This window comes from Paenibacillus tuaregi, from assembly GCF_900086655.1.
Classification (GTDB): Bacteria; Bacillota; Bacilli; order Paenibacillales; family Paenibacillaceae; genus Fontibacillus; species Fontibacillus tuaregi.
In genome coordinates this window covers 2854664-2877505 of sequence record NZ_LT575476.1, presented here as the reverse complement: position 1 = coordinate 2877505, position 22842 = coordinate 2854664, and the positions used below count along the sequence as shown (strand labels likewise).

Genomic DNA, 22842 nt, shown 5'->3' with positions numbered 1-22842 from the left:
GTGAACAACGAGTCAGGAAATTATGATGAAACGGGACTTGAGATAGCTGTTATTGGCATGAGCGGCAGGTTTCCTGGAGCAGACGATCTTGAGCAATACTGGGAGCTCCTGTTAAAGGCGGCGAGCGCGGTTACTTATTTTCAAGATGAGGAATTGATTGCGCAAGGAGTTCCCGAACAGACCGTCCGGCACCCGAACTATGTAAGAGCCAAGCCATACATTAAAAATATATACGATTTTGACGCGGCTCTATTTGGTTACGCTCCTTGGGAAGCACAGAGCATGGACCCTCAAACCCGGCTGTTCCACGAATGTGTGTATCACGCGTTGGAGAATTCGGGTTATCATCCGGATCACTACAATGGGAAAATCGGCATGTACGCCGGTGCCCCGCTTGATATCGAGTGGACCGGAAAACACTTGTCCCACAGCGGCAGCGATTTGGAGATTCTTGAGACAGGCATTGTCTCGTCCAAGGATTTCCTAAGTCAGTTGATCTCCTACAAGCTGAACCTGTCTGGCCCAAGTTATACGCTCTATACCGCCTGCTCGACGTCGCTGGCGGCGATTCACCTAGCTTGTCAGGGGCTGCTGCTAGGGGATTGTAATCTGGCTGTTGCGGGCGGCGTTACTTTAGAACAGCCAAGCGTATCGGGCTACTTGTATGAAGAAGGTAAAATTCACTCACAAAGCGGGGTTTGCCGGCCGTTTGACAGCCGCGCAGACGGCACGATCTTTGGGGAAGGGGCCGGCGCGGTCGTGCTGAAGCGCCTGACTGATGCCATTCAGGACGGCGATTACATTTATGCGGTGATCAAGGGCTCCGCAAGCAACAATGACGGACGGAGAAAAGTCGGCTTTGCCGCACCCAGCCTGGAAGGCCAGAAAGAGGTCATTCGTTCCGCTTGGGAATTTGCTAATATCGATCCTTCAACTATCGATTATATGGAAGCTCATGGAACAGGCACGAAGGTAGGGGATCCGATTGAGTTTGAGGCTTTAAGGCAGGTGATTGGCCAGCGGGAGGACCATCTCCCCATCGGCTCTGTTAAAGGAAACATCGGCCACCTGCACGCAGCTGCCGGCATTGCCGGCTTCATCAAAGCCGTCCTCTCTCTTGAGCGGGAGGTCATACCACCAACGGCCGGTTTTAAGGAGCCCAATCCTCTGCTGGAAATGGAAAACTCACCTTTCTATGTTAACCGGGAGCCGGTGCCTTGGAAGCGGAGAGACAGACCACGCCGCGCGGGGATCAGTTCGTTTGGTGTCGGGGGTACGAATGTGCACTTGGTTCTGGAGGAAGCGCCACAGGTGACCCCGCAGGCTCAGGAGAAGACTCCAGTGATCATGCCATTCTCCGCAAAAAGCCAGTCCTCGCTTCAGACCAGCTTAAGAGAGATGGCAGACTATATCCATCAGCATGACGAGTTGAACCTTGCCGATGCCGCTTATACTCTGCAAAACGGAAGGGGGCAGTTTAACTACCGTGCAGTATGCATAGCCGAACATGCGGGGGAGGCAGCTCAAACATTAGCTCGGATCGCGGAGGAATCAGCCCCGGTCCATTCCATCGAGACGAGGGGCAGCGCCCAGCTTGTGTTCATGTTTACAGGACAAGGGTCGCAGTATCCAGGGATGGGCGCAGAACTGTACCGGGAAAATGCGTTATTTCGTGAAGAGCTGGACAAGCTCGCCGGGAAGCTTGCTCCTAAGTTGGGAACTGACATCAGGCTGTACTTATGTCCCACTGAGGATACTGCTAAGTCCGGCATGGATTTGTCCGAACTGAACCAGACCTGGCTTGCACAGCCTGCGTTGTTTGCACTTGAATATGCACTGGCTCAGGTCTGGATCAGCCTGGGAATCAAACCGGCTGTTATGGCTGGGCACAGCATAGGAGAGTATGTGGCAGCAACTCTTGCCGGGGTATTCTCACTTGACGATGCGCTGGATATTGTGGTGGCCCGGGGGCGTCTGATGCAATCAGCTTCCGGTGGAACTATGGTAGCCGCCGCAGTAGCTGCGACGGAAGCGGCGATGTACACCAGCGATGCAGTGTCGCTTGCTGCGGTAAATGCCCCTAAACTCTGCGTGTTTTCCGGGGATGAGGCCGAACTTGCAGAGAGAGAGAAGGAATGGGATCGCCAAGGAGTATTTCACCGGCGCTTGAACACATCACATGCTTTTCACTCCTCTAAGATGGATGGCATCCTGGAATCCTTTATCGAAGTGCTGCTCAGCAAGACACTGAATGTGCCGAAAACGTCTTTTTACTCCTGTCTTACAGGTGATCTGATCCGGGAAGATATGGCCGTCAATCCGGAATACTGGGCACAGCAGCTGCGGAATACGGTTCAATTTAGTAGAATCGCCGCAAGCTGCTTGGCAGACGAGCGGAATTTTATTCTTGAGGTAGGCCCAGGGAAGACGCTTACCAATCTGGTGGCAGCTCAGGCATCCAGAAACAGGGTTGTGCTGTCAACGCTTGGGTCTCGCTCAGAGCATGAGTACAGGTCGTTCCTTGAGAGCCTTGCCAGTTTATGGATTCAAGGCGTTTCCGTGACATGGTCGGCACTTGACTCGGGAGCCCGCCGGCGGCGTATCCCGCTGCCTTTGTACTCTTTTGACCGTCAGACTTACATGCTGCCATCTCAACCATTGCAGTTGAGATCAGTTCGGCAATTGGATTCAGGCGGCAAGTCCGGCAAACAGCTGCTGTATCAGCCTGTGTGGAGACCAGAGCCATTACCTGCTGCCTCTGCAGAGCGGCCGAAGATGAGCCGAGACCAGCACAGTTGGCTGGTGCTAATGGATAAAAATCGGCTTCAGCCGTACGTAGATCACCTGCTTAAGACCGGGAACAGTTGTATTACCATTGGGCCTGGTGAAGGATACCGCCGCTGCGGTGATGGAGCTTATGAGCTAAATCCTTCGGCGCCTGATCAATTTCATAAGCTGGCCAGTGAGCTGGAGATGGATGGTGTGCGTATAGATCGCATCCTACATGGCTGGTGTCTTGATGATGAGATTTATGATCCATTGTCCGGCGATTCGCAGGCCAATGCTGTTCAACAAGGCTATACCACGTTAATTAACCTTCTATCATCTATGGCGGATAAGGTTCTTAGCGAAGAGGTCCAAATCTTTGCAGCCGCAGCCGGAATTATTGATATTTATGGTTCGGGGACAGCTAACCCTATCCGCCGCTCGTTGATGGGTCCGCTCCTGGTCATCCCATACGAATATCCTGGATGTAGGGTGAAATTAATTGACTTCCGTGGATTATCGGGGAAACGGCTGTTCGATAAGCTGGTACAGGAAACGGCAGCTCCGGCAGCCGGTACAGTCATTGCATACCGGGGATCGACCCGGCTGGTTCAGCATTTTGAGCCGATACCTCATTTGGATTTGATGTCTGAGCTAGAGAAGGATGCAGAGGGACAGGCTGGGGACAAGCAGGTGATTCTATATGTTGCGCCATCAGAGGATACAGGCCTGCGTCTATTCCTCAAATCTATCTCGAGTGCCGTCATCCTGCATGCGAGGGGAGATGATCTGCAGGAGATTGAACAAGCCGTCTCGGATGCGGCAGCAGTTACAGGCCGGATTGACGCTGTCATTTATGAGCCTGAGCTGGAGCCCATGGACATGAGAACGTTAAGGGAAATGACGAATGCAGCTGGACTTCAACATTGGAACTTGAGGTTGAAGGGCTTCAAACACCTGAACACATGCCTCACTGCGTGTGGAGCTGATCTTGGGGCCGGGTGGCTTCTTTCTTCCCTGGCCTCTGTAGTAGGGGGATATGGATTATGCGAGCTCTCCGCCAGTGCCAATGTATACGATGCGGCGGCCCAACAGCATTCTAACCCATCTTTTTCCTGGATGCCGGTCCATCGCGATTTTATCCGGCAGGGAGATCATCCGGTGATTGGCATTACAGAAGAGCAGGCAGCGGCCGTATACAAGCAGCTATGGGATCTGAGGGACCAGTTGAACCGTGCCATCATTTCGGCAGTTCCTCCTGAGGACAAAGTGATAATGTATGCAGAAAAGTCCAAAGTAAAGAACGTCTCTGCTATGACTTTCTTAAGTTCTGAGGGGCTGAAAGAGCGGCCTGGCCATTTAGGGGAGTGCGCTCTTCCTAATACGGAAGCTGAAAAAGTGCTGTGTGAACTTGCCGCAGAGCAGCTCGGGGTACACCCGATAGGAATTGATGATCACTTCTATGATTTGGGAGGCCACTCGCTTTTACTAACCCGCCTTTTGTCGCGGATCAAAGATGTCTTTAGAGTGGATGTTCCTCTAAGCACGATGCTGGAGACACCAACGGTCAGCGGAATGCTGAAGGCGCTTGAGGGGGAATGGGGAAGCCGGGAAGTGCTTGAAGAGATCGCTGTTTCCTATAGAGATTATCAGAAGCTGGTTTACGAAGAGATGAAATAACATCGATTCAAAGTGGAGGTCGATCAAATGAACCAAGTTATGGGAGTAGTAGGATCAGGCGTTATGGGCAGCGGTGTGGCTCAAGTATTCGCTCAGGCCGGTTACGAGACTATTGTGGTTGACCGTTCTGAAGAACAAATGGCACGGACCCGGGATAAAATCCGCAGCAGTATCCGGTTTCAGAAGATGATGACCGGAGCGGCTCCTGCGGAAAGTGCAGAGACTGTATTGGGCCGTATTCAATTCACAACGAACCTGGATGCACTGCAGACATGTTCCTTTATTGTGGAGAATGTTACCGAGAATTGGGAAATCAAACGCGAAGTCTATGAAAGACTCAACTCTATATGCATGCCAGAGTGCATTTTGGGGGTGAATACGTCAGCTATTTCGATAACCAGAGTTGCCTCGCTTGTCCAAAGACCAGAACGAGTGGTAGGGATACATTTCATGAATCCTGTTCCGCTGAAGTCGATGGTTGAGGTGATACGGGGGTATCACACCAGTGAAGAAACACTTACCGTTACTGGACAAGTTCTGCACAGCCTTGGAAAAGAAATGGTGGTGGTCAATGATTCGGTAGGCTTTGTTACGAACCGCGCAATGATGATTTTTGTGAACGAGGCTGTGTTCATGCTGCAGGAGCAGGTCGCTTCCGCCGAGGATATCGATGTCCTGTTCAAGACTTGCTTCGGGCATAAAATGGGACCCCTGCAAACGGCAGACCTCATTGGTCTGGATACGATTCTGAAATCTCTTGAGGTCCTGTATGACGGATTTAACGATAGTAAGTATCGCCCTTGCCCATTGCTCAAAAAAATGGTGGATGCCGGATTACACGGCATGAAGTCCGGACAAGGATTCTATTCTTATATCTAATAGGGAGGCTGATGATTGTGACACATGAAGAAATCAAAAACAAGGTCATTGAATTTTTAACCCGTTCCCTGCGAAACAAGGAGCTTGGTGAAGATGACAACATTATCGATCTTGGTCTAGTACACTCGTTATTTATGGTCCAGCTTATCATGTTTATTGAGAAGAACTTTCATGTGGAAATTGATGACGACGATCTCGATATGGAGCAAATTCAAACTGTAAGACAGATCGTTTCCCTTATCGAACGCAATCAACAGACGGGGGTATCCCTCTGATGGACAAATCGGCCTTGGTCTCTGCGTCCGTTACCCCGGAACAAGTCCGTCAGTTTGTGGAAGAACGTATTGTGCCCCGTGCCTCCGAAATGGACCGGGAGCAGTGTATTCCGCCAGAAGTATTCAAAGAAATGGCTGAAGCCGGACTCTTCGGACTTTCTATTCCCAAAAAATACGGCGGAATCGAAGCCGATTATTCCTTGCTTGGCGTCCTGCATGAAGAGCTGGGACGGGGCTTCGCTTCGGTTCAGAATGCCTGCACTGTGTTTGGCATGGTCTGTAAGCCGCTGATCCGTTTTGGAAACGAAGAGCAGAAGATGAGATGGCTCCCCCGGATTGCGGCTGGTGAGATCATCCCAGCCATTGCCATTACGGAGCCCCATATTGGCAGCGATATTGCCCGCCTTGAAACAACAGCCGATCTTGAAGGGGATCAGATCATTCTAAATGGAACCAAAAAGTATATTACGCTTGGCCAGATTGCTGACCTGTTCCTAGTATTCGCCCGTCTTAACGGCCGTGGTATTGCTGTGCTGGTAGAGAGGGAGACGCCCGGACTTGAAATTTCTCCCCTGCCGGGGCTGATGGGACTTCGCGGAAATATGATCGCTGAACTTAGGTTTGACCATTGCGCGCTGCCAGCAAGCCAACTGGTTGGCAAGGTGGGTTACGGTTTTACCCATTTAGCCAATTATGCCCTAGATGAAGGACGTTACACTACCGCTTGCGGCAGCTTGGGCTTAGCTCAAGCATGTCTGGAGCACAGTTTAGCTTACGCAAGTGAACGGACACAGTTTGGCGAGCCGCTGCGCAAGCATCAGCTGGTGCAGAAGATGCTGTCTGAAATGATCACGGAGGTTAAGGCTACTCGTGAGCTGTGTGCAGCCGCCGGCCGGATGCGGGAGCTTGGAGATCCAGCCGCAATTACAGATACGCTGACCGCCAAATATTATGCTTCCAAGACGGCTGTCCGCGCATCAGATCATGCGCTGCAAATTCATGGCGCATCGGGCTGTATTCATGAAAACCCGGTAGAGCGCTTCTATCGGGACGCGAAAATCATGGAGATTATTGAAGGCACTTCACAAATGCACGAGATTCAGATTGCAAGAACCTACAGCTTGTAACCTATATCTGAACGTGAACAAATGGAGGGGTCTCTATGACCGTTAAATTGGCAATGCTCTTTCCTGGTTCCGGTTCCCAATACAAAGGCATGATGCGCAGCCTGTACGAAGCTTCTCCTTGTGTGAGGACGACCCTGGATGAGGCCGATCGTATTCTTGGTATGGATCTTTCCCGAATCATGATGAATGGAAGCACCGTGAAATTGAACCGGATCAGCAGCATGCTTCCCGCAATTTGCGCAGCAAGTGTTGCTCACTTTCGGTTGTATATGGAGCAGACAGGTATTGAGCCTGCGTACATGGCCGGGCATAGTCTGGGAGAATACTCCGCTTTGATCTGCTCCGGCGCATTGGCTTTGGAAGACGGGCTGAAGCTGGTTCAATTCCGGGCAAAGCTCGCTGAAGAAATCATGGAGACGACGGGCGGCGGCATGAGCATTATGGATCAAGTGAACCCTGATCGGGTTCAGACATTATGCGAGCAGTTGATCAGTCAGGGGCGGAAGATCGGCATTGCTTGTCTTAATTCCTCCACACAGGCAGCCGTTTCGGGCATGGACGATGCTTTAAAAGAACTGGAGCTGCAGATCACGGATGAAGGCGGCAAAGTCACTCATCTCATAGGCAGCGCACCTTATCATTGTGAGCTTATGAAGCCGCAGGCGGAGAAGATGGCGAATGAGCTGCACAAATATCGATGGCAAATGCCGTCTTGTCCGATTCTCTCCAACGTGACAGGACGTCCTTACCAGTCTGTAGAAGAAATTCTGCATTATTTGCCACAGCAGCTGTTTAGGCCGGTGTTATGGCATAAGTCGTTCCGTTATCTTGTGGACCAAGGAGTTGGGGTGTTTCTGGAAATAGGGCCTCAAAATGTTTTAAAGACCATGCTTCTTGAAGAAACCTCCGGTTCACTTCAAATCTATGCCCATGACGAGAAGGCCGATCGGATGAAAATAGCGGCATGGAGCAGCAAAAACACACCCTTTGGAGGTGTGGAATTGCGGTCTTCGCAGGGCGGCAATTCGGAAGAGGATCATCGGTTAAAGGCCTTAACGATGTGTCTTACCCATGCCGTTACGACCCGTAATCATGATCCTCGACCAGGGGCTGGCTCACGTTCTTTGAGAATGTATGAACAGGTCAAACAAATCAAGCAGGAGATCGAAGCGGGTCGCCGGATGCTCACAGAGCAGCATCTTGATGAAGCCTTTGCCATGCTGCTGGCTATATTCGAGGATAAACAGACACCTATGGAAGAAAGAAAACTGCGAATCGAGCAAATTCGGGACAGAACGGGAATCGGACCCTCCTTACAGGGCGTGGGAGGTTCGCCTGATTATAGGGAGGGACAGGTATGAATTTCAAGGTAGAGGATGAATCTCATCTTAGCAAAATTCAAAATTTCAACCTAACCGAGTCACCTTATTCTTCAGAAATCACCGTGGTCAAGTGGCTGGAGGATGCCGCCGCTTCGTCCGCGGATCAGCCTGCAATTTATGATGGCGATCATGTATACACCTACAGCATGCTGAACCGCGATGCAAACCGGTTAGCTCATGCTCTGGGGGAACGGCAGCTTGGGCCTGGTTCCATTGTGGCTATGATCATGCAGCGCTCTTATGCCATGATGGTATGCATCTACGGGGTTTTAAAGGCGGGTGCGGCTTACCTGCCACTTGACCCAAACTGTCCGTCTGCCCGGCTTAAGAAAATGCTCGATGACAGTTCGGCAGCATTGACGATAGTGGAGGATGGATTTAAGTTCCTGGGCTCCGAGCAGCTGAACACGGAACTGATATCCATGGAAGCTTTGGAGCTTGATCGATTCCCTGACACTAATCCCGATGTAAAAGTTCAACCCGGCGATCTAGCTTACCTCATTTATACCTCGGGTTCCACAGGCGATCCCAAGGGCGTATTGGTTGAGCACGGTGGATTGGTTAACCGCATCGAGTGGATGCAGAAGGCATATCCGCTTACTTCACGTGATGTCCTCTTTCAGAAAACCGTATATACCTTTGATGTGTCGGTATGGGAACTGATCTGGTGGACGATTTCAGGCGCTTCTGTAGTTCTGCTGCCTTCTGGCAAGGAGAACGATCCACGGCGGTTCGTGAAGTTGATAGAGAAGCATGGGATCAGTGTAGTTCATTTCGTTCCATCGGTGCTTCGCTTGTTCCTGGAATACATTGAAACGGACTTTGATCTCAAGCGGATCAGCAGCCTCCGTTATGTATTTTGCAGCGGTGAAGCGTTAGCTGCTGATCTGGTTGATCGGTTCCATTCGGTTTTCCCGTATGAACAACCGATCAGGCTCATTAATCTGTACGGTCCTACAGAAGCGACGATTGATGTCACCCATTATCCATGTGAGAGAGACCATGGGATGAATCCGGTACCGATTGGCCGGCCGATTGATAACATACGATTATTTATCCTTCGAGAGGATCTTACACTTGCCCAGATTGGTGAGGTTGGCCAGCTGTACCTAAGCGGTATTGGACTCGCAAGAGGTTATTTGAATAGTCCGGCATTAACTCATGACCGGTTTATTTCCAATCCATATGAGCCAGACGGACGTATGTATCGGACAGGAGACCTGGCTTACTGGAATGAACACGGCGAAGTGATTTATGCGGGCAGAGAGGATAATCAGGTCAAGCTCCGCGGTTTAAGGATCGAGCTGGAGGAAGTTGAGAGCTGTCTGCTACGCTGCGATCAGATCAAGAATGCGGTAGTTGGGGTTCATGTCAATGAGTCCGGTGATCAGATCCTGACGGCATATATCGTTGGAGGCAGCGGTACGGATCTGGAGAATCAACGGGTATTACAAGACAATCTGGCACGTGAGCTGCCTGAGTATGCGATTCCGACACGTATTATCCGGGTGGATGAAATTCCGCTCAAACCAAATGGGAAAGCGGACCGCAGACTGCTCTTCTCAATGAACCAGGACACCGCTGTTACCGCTAAGGGGGCAGAGCAATGATGGATGATGAGTTGTATCTAAAACTGCTTAGAGATAAGGGGATTCGCATTCCAGACAAACAGGGCATTTCAGGTTCAGGGAAGAATGGACCGTTCGATTTGTCGGATGCCCAGCGGGGAATCTGGTTCTTGCAGCAGCTTCATCCTGACAGTACGGCCTTCAACAATGGAACTGCGCTTAAGATCACTGGCAGGCTGAATGTAAACAGCGTACAGACTGCGATAGGCATGATTATGGACCGCCATGAGGTCCTAAATATAAATATTGCCTTGGATCAGGGGGTTCCCAGGGCGATTCCACGAAAGCGGTCGACGGAATTTACATACCTCCCTCTTGGAGAAGACATTCAAAGTCCGGATGATCCCGCGGTGACGGACATGATTACGCAGCTTGCAGCCCGCAAAATGAATCTAGCATCGGACCCGCTTATCTCGTTTACCTTACTTCGTATCCGGGACGATGAGCATGTGCTGGTCATTGCCATGCATCACATCATTTCGGACGGATGGTCCAAGTCTGTATTGCTAGAGGAATTTATTCAGCTGTATGAAGATGCCGTTCTGAATAGACCTTCCCAAATCCAGCCGCTTCGCCTGCAGTACAGGGATTATGTGGACTGGCTTCGTCAGCAGTACGGCCAGCCGAAGTTTGAGCGTGACTTGCAGTTCTGGCAGGATAAGCTTCATGGTGCTCCACCACTGCTGGAGCTGCCGACGGATTTCAGCAGAGGAACAGAAATGAGCAGCCGGGGTGGGCTTGAATATTTTCGGCTGGATGAAGAACTGTACAAACAGGTTCAGCTGTATTGCAGACAGGAGCAGGTCTCCGTGTTCACCTTTTTGCTCACTGTATTTAAAACCCTGCTGTACCGGTACAGTGCAGCGGAAGATCTGCTTGTAGGGGCACCCGTCGCCGGGCGGCCAAGAACGGAGCTCGAAGGGCTGATCGGAATGTTTGTCAACTCCGTAGTCATTCGCAGCTCACCTCACGGCTCTCTGTCTTTCAATGAATACCTCAGCCAGGTTCATCATGAAGCTATGCAGGCATTTACTTATCAGCATGTGCCGTTTGACCGGATTGTCGAGAGACTGAACCCGTCCAGAGAGATGAGCTACCACCCGGTATATCAAACGATGTTTCAAATGGATAACCTTCCAATTCCTCAGATGGAGGTGCAGGATATCCGTTTGTCCGTCATCCCTTTGGACACCGGATTTGCCCAGAACGATCTCACCGTATCCTGCTGGGAAGAGGGAAAGGAGTTAAGGGGGACTTTTGAGTTCAGATCAGACCTGTTTACCAGACCCACGATCCGGCGGTGGATTTCCTGTTATATTCAGTTGATTCGTTCTGTCCTTGCCGACCCGAAGCAGGCTCTTGATCGGCTCACACTGCTGGACCATGATCATTACAGAATGCTCGTAGAGGAATGGAACGACACGGAGCTGCTGGACCAGCAGTCTCATTATATCCACCGGATTGGACAGATGATCATAAATTACCCAGAGCACTGCGCCATTTTGGAGGGTGAAACCTCCATTAGTTACAGAGAGCTGGATTTGATGGCCCGGCAGATTGCATCCAGACTTCTTACAAACAAAGGGGACTCCTACCAGGTGCCTGTGGTGGTATGTCTTCCATCTTCAGCCCGATATGCCGCGGCATGTTTGGCCGTGTCCCGCGCAGGCGGAGTAGTGGTTCCCGTTGATCCCGGGCAGCCAAAGGAACGGATTCATACCATTCTAAACGAGCTTGGAATCTACTATATCATTACTGATCACGGGCATGCCCGCCGGCTGGCTTTTCCTGAGGAAGCGTGTATTATACTTGACCTGCTTGAAGAACCATCCACTGAAGTGAAGGACTTGCAGTATGGCTATCTGACTGAAGACATACCCGGAGATTTGCCAAGGGCCGACAACCTTGCCTATATCGTGTTTACTTCCGGCACAACCGGTGTGCCTAAAGGGGTTATGCTTGAACATCGCAGCATCAACAATCTTGTACATTCTTTTATCTCATCTTATAACGTGAACAAAGAAGACCGAATGCTCCCCGTGACTTCAGTAGCATCGTCCAGCTTTATCGGGGAGTCACTCCCCATTCTGGCTGCCGGAGGCACACTGGTCCTGCCCGATAAGATGACCTTGCTTCATCCCTCCCGGCTGAATGGGTACATGGAGAAGCATCAAGTCACGATGCTCAGCACCGTTCCCTCCATGTTAAGACGGCTTAACGATGAAGCAAAGACCCCGGCCAGCCTGAGGCTGATCTTGAGCGGGGGAGAGAATCTGCTTCCGGCACATGTCAGCCATTTTCAGGGAGTCATGATCGTTAACGGATACGGTTTGTCCGAATCAGGTGTATGCAGCACTTATTCAACTTTCACACCGGACTCCGAAGATTTCCAGCGGGCCGTGTCATCCTTGGGCCGACCGGTCGCCAATCAGCAGGTCTATGTGTTGGATCAATTGATGCAGCCTGTGCCTATTGGAGTTCGTGGACAAATATGCATTTCGGGCTGCGGGCTCGCCAGAGGATATCTGAACCGTCCTGAATTGACCCATCTGAAGTTTGCAGACCATCCATTTGTACCGGGGGAGAAAATTCTGCTTACAGGGGATTATGGAAGCTGGAGAGGCAGTGGGGAACTCACTTTCGGAGGACGGGAGGATCGGCAGGTCCAAATCCGAGGACACCGCATTGAGCTTGATGAAGTGGAGAACCATCTTAACGCCTGTCCTGAGATCGCCGAGGGAGTGATTCATCCTAAACCGGATCATGAAGGCAATCTGCAGTTGGTAGCTTATTATACACTGCGTACGCCGGGCAGCTATACTGTGGATCAATTATCGGCATGGTTGGAAACCCGTGTTCCTTCTTATATGAAGCCCTCCGCATATCTCGAGATGGAGAGCATTCCTTGGAATATGAACGGGAAGCTCAACACCGCAGCCCTGCCCGATCCGGCTAGAGCAGGAAAGCGTGTGTCCGAAGTGCATGACAAACCCGCAACAACAATAGAAAAGCAAATCGCTCAAGTCTGGGGGGAAGTGCTCCATACCAGCAATTTTGGTGTGACAGACAACTTTTTTGACTTGGGCGGGCACTCGCTGCTCCTTGCAAAAGTTCTTGACCAGTTGAATCAACAGTTTGGTGACCGCTTAACCTTAATCAGCTTATTTAAATACCCGACTATTCGTTCGCTGGCAGCATACTTGAACGAGGAGACAGACGATCCATCCGCTGCGACGATTCAAGAGAAGGCCGAGAAGCAAAAAAACGCGTTTAGCCGTTACCGGAGAGTCGCTTCTGCGGCGGCGGCCGTCATCACTGAAATAGAGGGAGGAAAATCATAATGAGTTATCCTGAGCACCCCTATACAGGAAATGAGATCGCTGTAATCGGAATGGCAGGCAGGTTCCCACAGTCCGCTGATATCCATGAATTCTGGGACAATCTGATTAACGGGAAAGAATGCATTACCCATTACTCAACAACGGAATTGGAAGAGGCGGGAATTGATCCCCAAATTCTTCAAAATCCCAATTATGTAAAAGCCAAGGGTGAGATTGGCGGCCTGGATGCGTTTGACGCTTCCTTCTTTGGGGTTAATCCGAAGGACGCCGAGCTCATGGACCCTCAGCACCGGATGATGCTGGAATGTGCTTGGGCTGCTCTTGAAAATGCGGGGTACAACCCCCAGGAAGCTCCCGGCTCCGTGGGTGTATATGTTGGCAAAAGCATGAGTTCTTATCTGTTTCTGAACATATATCCGCATATCCAAAAAATGCTGGCGACCGGCAATCTGCAAGCAGCTATCGGCAATGACAAGGACAGTATGGCCACCACGATATCCTATCGTTTAAACCTGAAGGGACCGTCAATGGCAGTTCAGTCTTCGTCTTCGACCTCGCTGGTATCAGTCTGCATGGCTGCCCAGAGCCTGCTGACGTATCAGTGTGACATGGCGCTTGCGGGAGGAATCACGGTGGGTCCACCGGAGCGGTCAGGGTATATGTATGAGCCGGGAGGGATCATGTCCTTGGACGGACACTGCCGGGCTTTTGATGAGGAGAGCAGCGGTTTTGTTCCTGGTAACGGCTACGGAATAGTTGTATTAAAACGCCTTGATGAAGCCTTAAGAGACGGGGATCATATCTGGTCAATTCTAAAAGGATTTGCCGTTAACAATGATGGTTCGGAGAAAGTGAGTTATACAGCGCCAAGTGTCAACGCCCAATCCGAGGTCATCGCTCAGGCCCAGGCTCTCGCTGAAGTGGATGCCTCCACAATCGGTTATGTTGAGGCTCACGGTACGGGCACCCGAATGGGGGACCCGATAGAGATTCAAGCGCTGTCACAAGCGTTTGGCCATTCTACGGACCGGACAGGTTACTGCCCGATCGGCTCGGTAAAAACCAACATCGGGCATTTGGACTCCGCTGCGGGAATCGCAGGTTTCATAAAGGCCACCTTAATGCTCTATTACAAACAGATTCCGCCATCCCTGAACTTCAACAAGCCGAATTCGGCTATTGATTTTGAGAACAGCCCTTTCTATGTCAATACACGGCTTCAGGAATGGCAGACCCAGTCTTATCCTAGACGGGCAGGTGTAAATTCGCTTGGGATGGGGGGGACCAATGCTCATGTGATTTTGGAGGAGCCCCCTGAGCGGAACGTCGAAACCGCGGAGGATGGCTGGCAGATCCTAACGGTTTCGGCCAAAAACATGAAGTCCTTAGAAGGCAATCTTAAGAATTTAAAAATTCACATGCAGAAGCCGACTGAATACAGTCTTGCGGATGCTGCTTATACCCTAGCCACAGGACGACGTGCTTTTTCCCATCGGGCAGCGTTGATCTGTTCCAGTCGGGAAGAGGCGGCAGAAGTATTAGAACTTGGGAAAAGCTCGGATTGTTTCTACAGTGCGGAAGGCGTATCCACTCAGCGGCCTCTTGTGTTTATGTTTACAGGGCAAGGTGCCCAGTATCTAGGTATGGGACAGGGCTTGTACCAGGATGAAGGAGTGTTCCGGCAGCATTATGACCGCTGTGCCGGGTTGATCCGGCAGCATACAGGAATGGATATCATCCCATTGATGAATTTAGGGGAAAGTGGGACGGGGCTGGATATAGATCAGACCTCGCTTACCCAGCCTCTTATGTTCGCCGTGGAGTATGCCCTGGCTCAGCTGTTGATCAGCAGAGGACTTAGACCACAGGCTATGATCGGTCATAGTCTGGGAGAATATGTCGCAGCAGCCGTGGCCGGCGTGTTCAGTCTTGAAGATGCGCTGCATCTCGTATGCCGCCGGGCGGAATGGATGATGAGCATGGAAAGAGGCGCCATGCTTGCTGTTGGTGTAGACAGCCAGCAGATTGATTCGTATCTGGGAAATGGAATCACCTTGGCAGCGGTTAACAGTCCGGGGATCTGCGTTGTAGCTGGATCGATGAGCGCCATTGAGGAGCTGGAGCAGCAGCTGGCGGGAGAAGGGATTTTTAATAAACGGCTGGTTACTTCCCATGCCTTTCATTCCCCGCTTATGCGACCTGTGCTTGAGCCGTACCGCGAGCTGCTCGCTCAGATCAAGATGAGTGCGCCTTCGATTCCGATCATGTCCTGTTTGACCGGCTCATGGCTTGGAGATGAAGAGGCCGTTGATGTGGATTACTGGACACGCCATATCACCGAACCGGTGTTATTTATGAAAGGCATGGAAGAGCTGCTGGGTGACCCGGAGAGACTTTATATCGAGGTTGGGCCTGGGGTCACTTTGTGTGGCCTGGCTGCTCAGAACCATAAAGCGGAAGCGGAGAGCGTATTTGTCTCGGCTCTGAAACCCAGCAAGCTATCAGACGACGATGGCAAGTACTTGATGCGGACCGTCGCCCAGCTATGGGTGAAAGGATGCAGTATCGAGTGGGATAAGTTCTATGCAGGCAAAAAGAGAAATCGCATTCCGCTGCCGACCTATTCCTTCTCTCATGAGAGCTATTGGATTCATGCAGACCTTCGTGCCGAAGCACTCATTCCACAGACTGGCAGCCGTGAAGACTACCTGAACCGGCAGCCGGAAGCTCCTTCATTAAACGGCTTATCCGCAGGACCGGTCGCCAAGCACGCACGCCCTAAACTGTCAACTGCGTATCGGCCGCCTTCAACGGAGACGGAGAAGAAATTGGTCGAAATTCTTGAAGATCAATTGCGCCTAAGTCCTGTAGGGGTATTCGATGACTTTTTCGAGCTTGGAGGACACTCATTGCTCGCGACACAGGTCCTTGAGAGAATTCATCGAGCCTTAGGGGTACGGCTGCCAATCGAAACGATCTTCGTTCAGCCGACGGTTCGGGAGATGGCTGCTCTGATAGATCCTGCACGCGAAGCATCTGCAGAAAAGCCTGCCATTGAGGCGCTGTTTCATGAACTAGCCGCCATGAGCGAGGCAGTGCCTGCAAACGCCCAGGAAAAAGATGATCCCAAGAAGCATGGAGGGGATGGTTCATGGGACAACAAATAGCCCTGTCTTCTTTACCGCCAGATAAGAAACAGTGGTTTAAACAGCAGATCCGGGAACGCGGGATTCCCGTTACACAGATTCCGCTGGAACAGCTGTCACGCCAAGGACGCAGCTTCCCATTATCTTTCAGCCAGGAGCGTCTGTGGCTTATGGAACAAATGGTCGAGACCGGTTCCAGCTATCATCTACATCAAGCTATTCGGATCAATGGACGGCTGAAGCAAGACCTTCTTGATCAAAGCCTACAGTTGCTAGCGAAGCGACATGATAGCTTCCGCACCTGTTTTGCTCAAGATGATGGAGTTCCCGTGCAATATGTAGTGGAAGACGTGGAAATCCACATACAGCATGTTCTGGTCCAAGGGGAGACCGCAGATGATCAGCTTCGGGATTTGGAGAAACAGGCTGGGGCGCTGATTCATGAAGCTTTTTCTCTTGACTGTGCACCCTTAGTTCGTGTGGGTCTGTTTCAACTCTCCAAGGTAGAGCATGTATTAGTCTTTGTCATGCATCACATTATCTCGGACGGCTGGTCGCTTAAACTCCTGACTGAAGAATGGATACAGCTTTACAACGATCTCGAGCAAGGTCACATGCCTGAATGTGCTGAGAATCTGTACGATTATCCGTCTTATGCAGTCTGGCAGCGTGAGTGGATGGATAGAGATATGTTTCAGGAGGAGGTTCTGTACTGGGAGCAGCAGCTGAAGGGAGCAGATCCTTTCTTCACAATTCCAGCGGATCATGCCCGTCCGAGACAGCTTACCTTTGGCGGGAAGACAATTAGGACACAAGTTGGAGGCGAGAAGCTCGAGGCTTTAAGAGGTGCTGGCCGCGGAGCGGGAGCGACGCTGTTCATGACGCTGCTGGCTGCCTTTAATCTCTTGCTGTCAAGGTATACCGGCAGAAGTGACATCCTTGTTGGCACGCCTACTGCGGGACGCTGCCGGGAAGAGACGGAGTCCATGATTGGCTGCTTTGTCAATAATGTAGTCCTTCGTACGGATATCGGAAAAGCGGACGATTTCAGCCAGGTTCTGAGCAGCACGGCCCGGACGGTCCTAGGGGCACTTAAGCATCAGAACGTTCCGTTTGAAACGGTGCTGGATATCATTCAGCCGGAGCGGGACCCGGCATTTGCTCCTTTATTTCAGATTTTCTTCATCTTCCAAAAGGGTGGAGAATCCCTGCAGCATATGAGGGGAGCGACCTGTGCTCCCCAAGAGATTTCGCAGTCCACCGCCAAATTTGATATGACTCTGGAAGTAATTGAACATCAGGATGAAATGGAAATATCGCTTGAGTTCAATTCAGCCTTGTATACCGATGAGACCGCGAGCTTTTTTCTAGAAAATTACTTATGGCTGCTTGAGCAGCTTCCTTGGGAAATGCACACGCCGCTGTCCAGCTTGAATATGCTGTCCCCACAGGAAACCCAGCGGCTGTTGGCAGCTGCTTCCGGTCCAGGGGTGCAATATCCGGAAGAGGCCAGACTTTACACAATGGCGGATGAGCATGCCCGCTTAACCCCTTCAGCAGCAGCTTTAATCTGCTCAGGGGAAACTTACACTTATGCAGAGCTGATGAGCAAATCCACTCAATTAGCCGCATACCTACAGGACGAGAATCTTACAGGACCTTCCCAGCGGATCGGAATTTGCGCCTCTCCTTCCCTGGAATTGGCCGTCGGAATTCTCGGTATTCTGAAGAGCGGATGTGCCTATATCCCGCTTGATCCGGCATTTCCTGAACAACGCCTACAATTTATAGCCCATCATGCAGGGCTTGACTGTATTCTTGTGCAGAGTTCATCACTGACAGGAATGTTCGAAGGCATAACTTGTGTGGAGATTGGCAGGGACAGCGCTTGCTGGAGGAATGACAACTACTCTTACGAGGAACCTGGACCCGGACAATCCGAGCTGGCTTATATGATCTATACCTCGGGCAGCACTGGACAACCCAAAGGGGTTCCTATAACACACCGGAATGCCGTACATTTTCTACATTCCATGCAGCAGCTTCTCCAGGTCCGGCCTGAGGATTCACTGCTTTCAGTGACGACGTGTTCCTTCGATATATTCGTGTTAGAGCTGTTTCTGCCTCTATCGAATGGAGCCGCCGTCATCTTCCCTGAGATCGGCAGCTCCGGGGATGCACAGCTTTTGATTCGCGAAATCGACCGCTACGCCCCTACCTTCATGCAGGCAACGCCAGTACTCTGGAAAATGCTGATCATCGAAGGCTGGCAGGGTTCAAAGTCAATGACGCTTCTCTGCGGCGGTGAAGAGCTTCAATCCGATCTGGCCGAGCAATTGCAGCAGCGTGGAAGGGACGTTTGGAATCTGTACGGTCCTACAGAAACAACAGTATGGTCACTAGCGTACCGTCTTCAAGATAAAAACAGTCTTCAACCCGTTCCCATTGGCAGGCCAATTGGCCGGACGAACTGTTATGTTCTGGACGGAGAACGCAAGCTGCTCCCGATGGGAGCGATAGGCAATCTGCACATCGGAGGAGATGGAGTCTCCCCGGGCTACCACAATCAAAATGAGCTAACGGCCTTAAAGTTCATCAGTAAGGATTTACTTGATGGTGAGGACCGGTTATTTGATACCGGGGACCTTGTACGCTGGCTTCCTGACGGGAATATGCAGTATTACGGCAGGGCGGATCAGCAAATCAAGGTTCGCGGCTTCCGGATCGAACCCGCAGAGATTGAACAGCGGTTATGTGCGGAGCCTGAAGTTGCAGCCGCAGCTGTGGTAGCTGCCGAAGATGCTTGGGGAGGGCGGACGCTTGTAGCGTACTGGACAGCTTCGGAAACGGGAGCCGGAACAGAATCTGCTGAATATACGGGGAAATGGAAGAGCAAGCTTCGGGAGACCCTGCCGTCCTATATGATTCCAGACCGGTTCATTCTGCTGGACGAGCTTCCGCTTACACCGAATAAAAAAGTAGACCGCCGCGATTTGGCTAAACGACCGCTTTCCAGGGAGGCCGACCCCGGAAATTACCGGGAGCCGGCGGACCAAATGGAGTTCCAGCTTGCGGAACTCTGGGAACGGATTCTGTGCCGCTCTCCCATCGGAGTGGATGACCACTTCTTTGATTTGGGAGGTAACTCGTTGTCTGCGGTAAGGCTGCTTCACGAAATAAACAAGGAAATGAAAGCCGGGTTGACGTTGCGTGAGCTGCTGGAAAACGCCACCATTTTCAAACTGAGCTCACATCTGCGTCACCGGAAAACTGATGGCTTAGACCGGCAGGAGCCTGAGCTGCTCCGGTATATTGCTTCACCTGATGAAGCCTTTGAGCCATTTCCGTTAACAGAGGTTCAGATGGCTTACTGGTCAGGCAGACAGGCGCTAAGTTCCAGAGGACAAGTTGCTACGCATGTGTATCAAGAAATGGAATTTGAGGATTTAGATTTAGAACGACTGGAGCGCTGTTTTCAGCAATTGATCAAGCGGCACCCGATGCTTCGGGCGATGATTAGGCCTGATGGCATTCAACAAGTGTTAAAGGAGGTCCCATATTACCGGTTCGGGAAGGTTGATGCATCAGCTTATACAGAAGAAGCTTGCCAACAGACCCTGGAAGCAATCAGGCAGGAGATGTCCCACTATGTTCATCCTGGAACCTGGCCGATGTTTGCCATCAGAGCCGTTAAGATAGCCGGGAATGTGACCCGGCTTCATATGAGTATCGACCTTATGATTGCCGATGCGCGAAGCTTCCAGATTATTCTGAGTGACTGGGCCAAACTGTACTCCGATCATGATGAGGGATTGCCCGAACTAAATGCGAGCTTCCGCGATTATGTGAATTCCCTGGTGAGCATGAGCTCTCTGGAAGCCTATCAGATTGCCCAATCGTATTGGATGCAGCGGATCGATGGGCTGCCGCCAGGGCCGCTGCTTCCTCTTGCGGGTGCTGTGACCACGGTGGACAACCCCCGGTTCTGCCGCCGAAAAGCAGTGCTGAATTCGGAGACCTGGAGCTGTCTTCGCGAGAAAGCGCGAAAGAGAAATATGACTCCATCAGCGCTGCTGCTGGCCTGTTTTGCGGAGGTACTCATCTTGTATGCCAAGCAGCCGCGGTTCTTGCTGAATCTGACTTTGTTTAACCGGCTTCCGATACACCCCCAATTAAATGAAGTAGTGGGGGACTTTACAACGGTCAGCCTGCTCGAAGTGGATTACAGCACTGCAGCCCCGTTCTATCGGCGGGCTCAAGAAGTGCAGAGCCGTCTTTGGTCAGATCTGGACCACCGGTTATACAGCGGAATTCGTGTGACAGAACAACTTCTACGCCGGGGAATCGTAAGCGAACCGATTCCGGTTGTATTTACAAGTCTGCTGGATATGTCCAACTCGGAATCTTCCGGTTCATCATTCGAGCGGATATTCAAGCTGCGCAACGAAGAGCTCACGGAGTCGCGGAGTATTTCCCAAACTCCTCAAGTGTGGGTGGATCATCAGGTCTCCGAACGGGAAGGGGAGCTGCACTTTAATTGGGACGTGATGGAGCAGCTGTTCCCTGACGGCATGGGAGATGAAATGTTTGAGGTGTACTGTTCTTTCCTTCATCTGCTTGCTTCCAGCACTGAAATATGGGAAGAGAATCTTCCGCTATCCAGCAAGTATGCTGCTGATTTCCAACATCGCTGCAAGCTTCGGGAAATCGGAAAGCTTCACGAAAGTGAGCCCGTATGCGAGGATGGGGTACTGACTAAGGATTTTGAACGCATGGTCCGGGAGAAGCCTGAAGCTCTTGCAGTCATATCACCGAGCCGCTGCCTGACTTATCTGGAATTAAACTCGCTTGCGAATGCAGCCGCCAAAGAGCTGCTGGCTTGCAGGATCAAGCCAGGGAACCTTGTGGCAATCGTTATGCACAAAGGCTGGGAACAGATCGTGGCTGTACTCGCAGCTCTCAAAGCAGGCGCAGCCTATCTGCCGATTGACGCCTCTCTGCCTAGTGAGCGAATCCTTGAGCTCCTTAGTCTCGGGGAAGCTGCGGCAGCATTTGTTGAATCAGGCAACATTGGCAGTCAGCTTTCTTGGCCTGAAGCGGTGGTAAGGTTGACGATTGCAGGGGATGTGGGTGAGAGTGCTTCCGAAGCAGACAACAATCTAGAAGGTGTGAAGGTTAGGCCGAATCAGCTTGCTTATGTATTGTTCACTTCTGGAAGTACGGGAAAACCGAAAGGGGTAATGATCAATCACGCTTCTGCTGTCAACACAATCAAGGACATAAACCAGAGATTCACGGTTGGTCCGAAAGACCGGGTTCTTAGCCTTTCTTCCCTGAGCTTTGATCTATCCGTTTACGATATATTCGGTGCTTTGAGCGTTGGAGCCGCGATTGTGCTGCCAGAACCAGACCGGCTTCGCGATCCTTCACACTGGCTGAATCTAATCAATGCGCATGGCGTAACCATCTGGAACAGCGTACCTGCTTTTATGAGTATGCTTGTTGCTTACTGCCGATCATCCGTGCGGCTCCCTTCGCTAAGAATCTGCCTTCTCAGCGGGGACTGGATTCCCTTGAACCTTCCGGAAGAGGTTCGCCGTTTGAATCTGGATATGCAGTTTGTGTCACTTGGTGGAGCCACGGAGGCCGCGATATGGTCCATTCTGTACCCGGTGGAAGATGTTGATCCATCCTGGGCCAGCATTCCTTACGGAATATCCATGTCAGGCCAGCGCGTGTATGTGATGAATGCGCGTATGGAAGAGCGTCCGGCGAATGTCCCGGGTGAATTGTATATCGGCGGAGTCGGCGTTGCGGCGGGATATTGGAAAGATTCCGAGAGGACCGAGCGTCAATTTATATGTTCTCCCCATACCGGAGAAAGGCTTTACCGTACCGGAGACTGGGGGCGATATGGAGCGGATGGGGTGATTGAATTCATGGGCCGTGAGGACTTGCAAGTCAAGATCAATGGATACCGCATTGAGCTAAGTGAGATTGAAAGCGCGCTTAAATCCTATCCATCTGTGCAACAAGCGATTGTGCTCGTGGATGAAGAGCAGGAGCGAAAGCAGCTCCTCGGCTTTATTACTATGGATAGTACAAATGCAGAAGCTGTGGATGAAGAAGAAATCAAGTCTTTTGTCAAAAGCAAGCTGCCTGGATATATGGTTCCCCGGCGAATACAGGTTTTGGAGCAGGTGCCTTTAACCGTAAATGGTAAGATTGATCGCCAAGCTCTGCTGAAATTATCGGCCGCCAGTGCTCCTGAAGATTGGACTCCCGGTTCTCAACTGGAGGAGCAGATTGCAGCCATTTGGAAAAAACTCTTGGGTGTGGAGCATATCGGTCCTGATGAGCATTTCTTCGATATTGGAGGCAATTCACTAAAGCTGATTCAAATGCAGGCTGAACTTCAATCCCTGCTGAAACGGGAGATTCCGGTTGTCGACTTGTTCAGGCACACGACTATATCCAATCTCCTTGAGTATATCGGAGGTAACAGCGGCATGACCGCGGGACAGATGGCTGAAGCCGAAGCTGCTGCGAGCCGTGCTGAAATGCGTCTGGGAGCAAGGCGAACCCGAAGAAGATGAACTTGACTGGAGGAGAGGATAA

General features: G+C 51.3%; 9 protein-coding genes. All 9 read left to right on the top strand.

The genetic code is table 11. The features are described from left to right. Genes BN6628_RS13150 through BN6628_RS13110 form a run of 9 tightly spaced genes read left to right on the top strand, consistent with a single transcriptional unit; the run spans nt 1 to nt 22820 of the window. On the top strand, nt 1-4446 hold the full coding sequence (locus BN6628_RS13150) for a type I polyketide synthase (protein ID WP_068618105.1): 4446 nt from the start codon (nt 1-3) through the stop codon (nt 4444-4446). Nucleotides 4447-4473: 27 nt separating this feature from the next. Further along, a complete protein-coding gene (locus tag BN6628_RS13145; protein ID WP_068618103.1) occupies nt 4474-5325 on the top strand; it encodes a 3-hydroxyacyl-CoA dehydrogenase family protein in 852 nt (283 codons plus the stop codon). 17 nt (nt 5326-5342) lie between these two features. Further along, nucleotides 5343-5600 carry an acyl carrier protein gene (locus tag BN6628_RS13140; protein WP_089153614.1) on the top strand — a complete coding sequence of 86 codons (258 nt, stop codon included), beginning with the start codon at nt 5343-5345 and terminating at the stop codon, nt 5598-5600. Further along, nucleotides 5600-6727, top strand: coding sequence for an acyl-CoA dehydrogenase family protein (locus BN6628_RS13135; protein ID WP_068618099.1), 1128 nt, complete (start codon nt 5600-5602; stop codon nt 6725-6727). The genes BN6628_RS13140 and BN6628_RS13135 overlap by 1 nt, the downstream gene beginning before the upstream one ends. Nucleotides 6728-6762: 35 nt before the next feature. Then, entirely contained in the window at nt 6763-8088 is a 1326-nt protein-coding gene (locus tag BN6628_RS13130) for an ACP S-malonyltransferase (RefSeq protein WP_068618097.1), read from the top strand. Then, nucleotides 8085-9719, top strand: coding sequence for a non-ribosomal peptide synthetase (locus tag BN6628_RS13125; RefSeq protein ID WP_068618095.1), 1635 nt, complete (start codon nt 8085-8087; stop codon nt 9717-9719). Before BN6628_RS13130 ends, BN6628_RS13125 begins: the two co-directional genes overlap by 4 nt. Then, a complete protein-coding gene (locus tag BN6628_RS13120; RefSeq protein WP_068618093.1) occupies nt 9716-13078 on the top strand; it encodes a non-ribosomal peptide synthetase in 3363 nt (1120 codons plus the stop codon). Before BN6628_RS13125 ends, BN6628_RS13120 begins: the two co-directional genes overlap by 4 nt. Further along, the gene (locus BN6628_RS13115) at nt 13078-16245 is read left to right on the top strand and encodes a type I polyketide synthase (RefSeq protein WP_068618091.1); all 3168 of its coding nucleotides are present in this window, start codon (nt 13078-13080) and stop codon (nt 16243-16245) included. The genes BN6628_RS13120 and BN6628_RS13115 overlap by 1 nt, the downstream gene beginning before the upstream one ends. Continuing rightward, a complete protein-coding gene (locus BN6628_RS13110; protein ID WP_068618089.1) occupies nt 16230-22820 on the top strand; it encodes a non-ribosomal peptide synthetase in 6591 nt (2196 codons plus the stop codon). Before BN6628_RS13115 ends, BN6628_RS13110 begins: the two co-directional genes overlap by 16 nt. Nucleotides 22821-22842 lie beyond the last annotated feature (22 nt).

Excerpts from the sequence above, each read along its gene's own strand:
- BN6628_RS13145 (WP_068618103.1), top strand. The coding sequence starts at position 4,474 with ATGAACCAAGTTATGGGAGTAGTAGGATCAGGCGTTATGGGCAGCGGT.
- BN6628_RS13135 (WP_068618099.1), top strand. The coding sequence starts at position 5,600 with ATGGACAAATCGGCCTTGGTCTCTGCGTCCGTTACCCCGGAACAAGTC.
- BN6628_RS13130 (WP_068618097.1), top strand. The coding sequence starts at position 6,763 with ATGACCGTTAAATTGGCAATGCTCTTTCCTGGTTCCGGTTCCCAATAC.
- BN6628_RS13125 (WP_068618095.1), top strand. The coding sequence starts at position 8,085 with ATGAATTTCAAGGTAGAGGATGAATCTCATCTTAGCAAAATTCAAAAT.
- BN6628_RS13120 (WP_068618093.1), top strand. The coding sequence starts at position 9,716 with ATGATGGATGATGAGTTGTATCTAAAACTGCTTAGAGATAAGGGGATT.
- BN6628_RS13115 (WP_068618091.1), top strand. The coding sequence starts at position 13,078 with ATGAGTTATCCTGAGCACCCCTATACAGGAAATGAGATCGCTGTAATC.
- BN6628_RS13110 (WP_068618089.1), top strand. The coding sequence starts at position 16,230 with ATGGGACAACAAATAGCCCTGTCTTCTTTACCGCCAGATAAGAAACAG.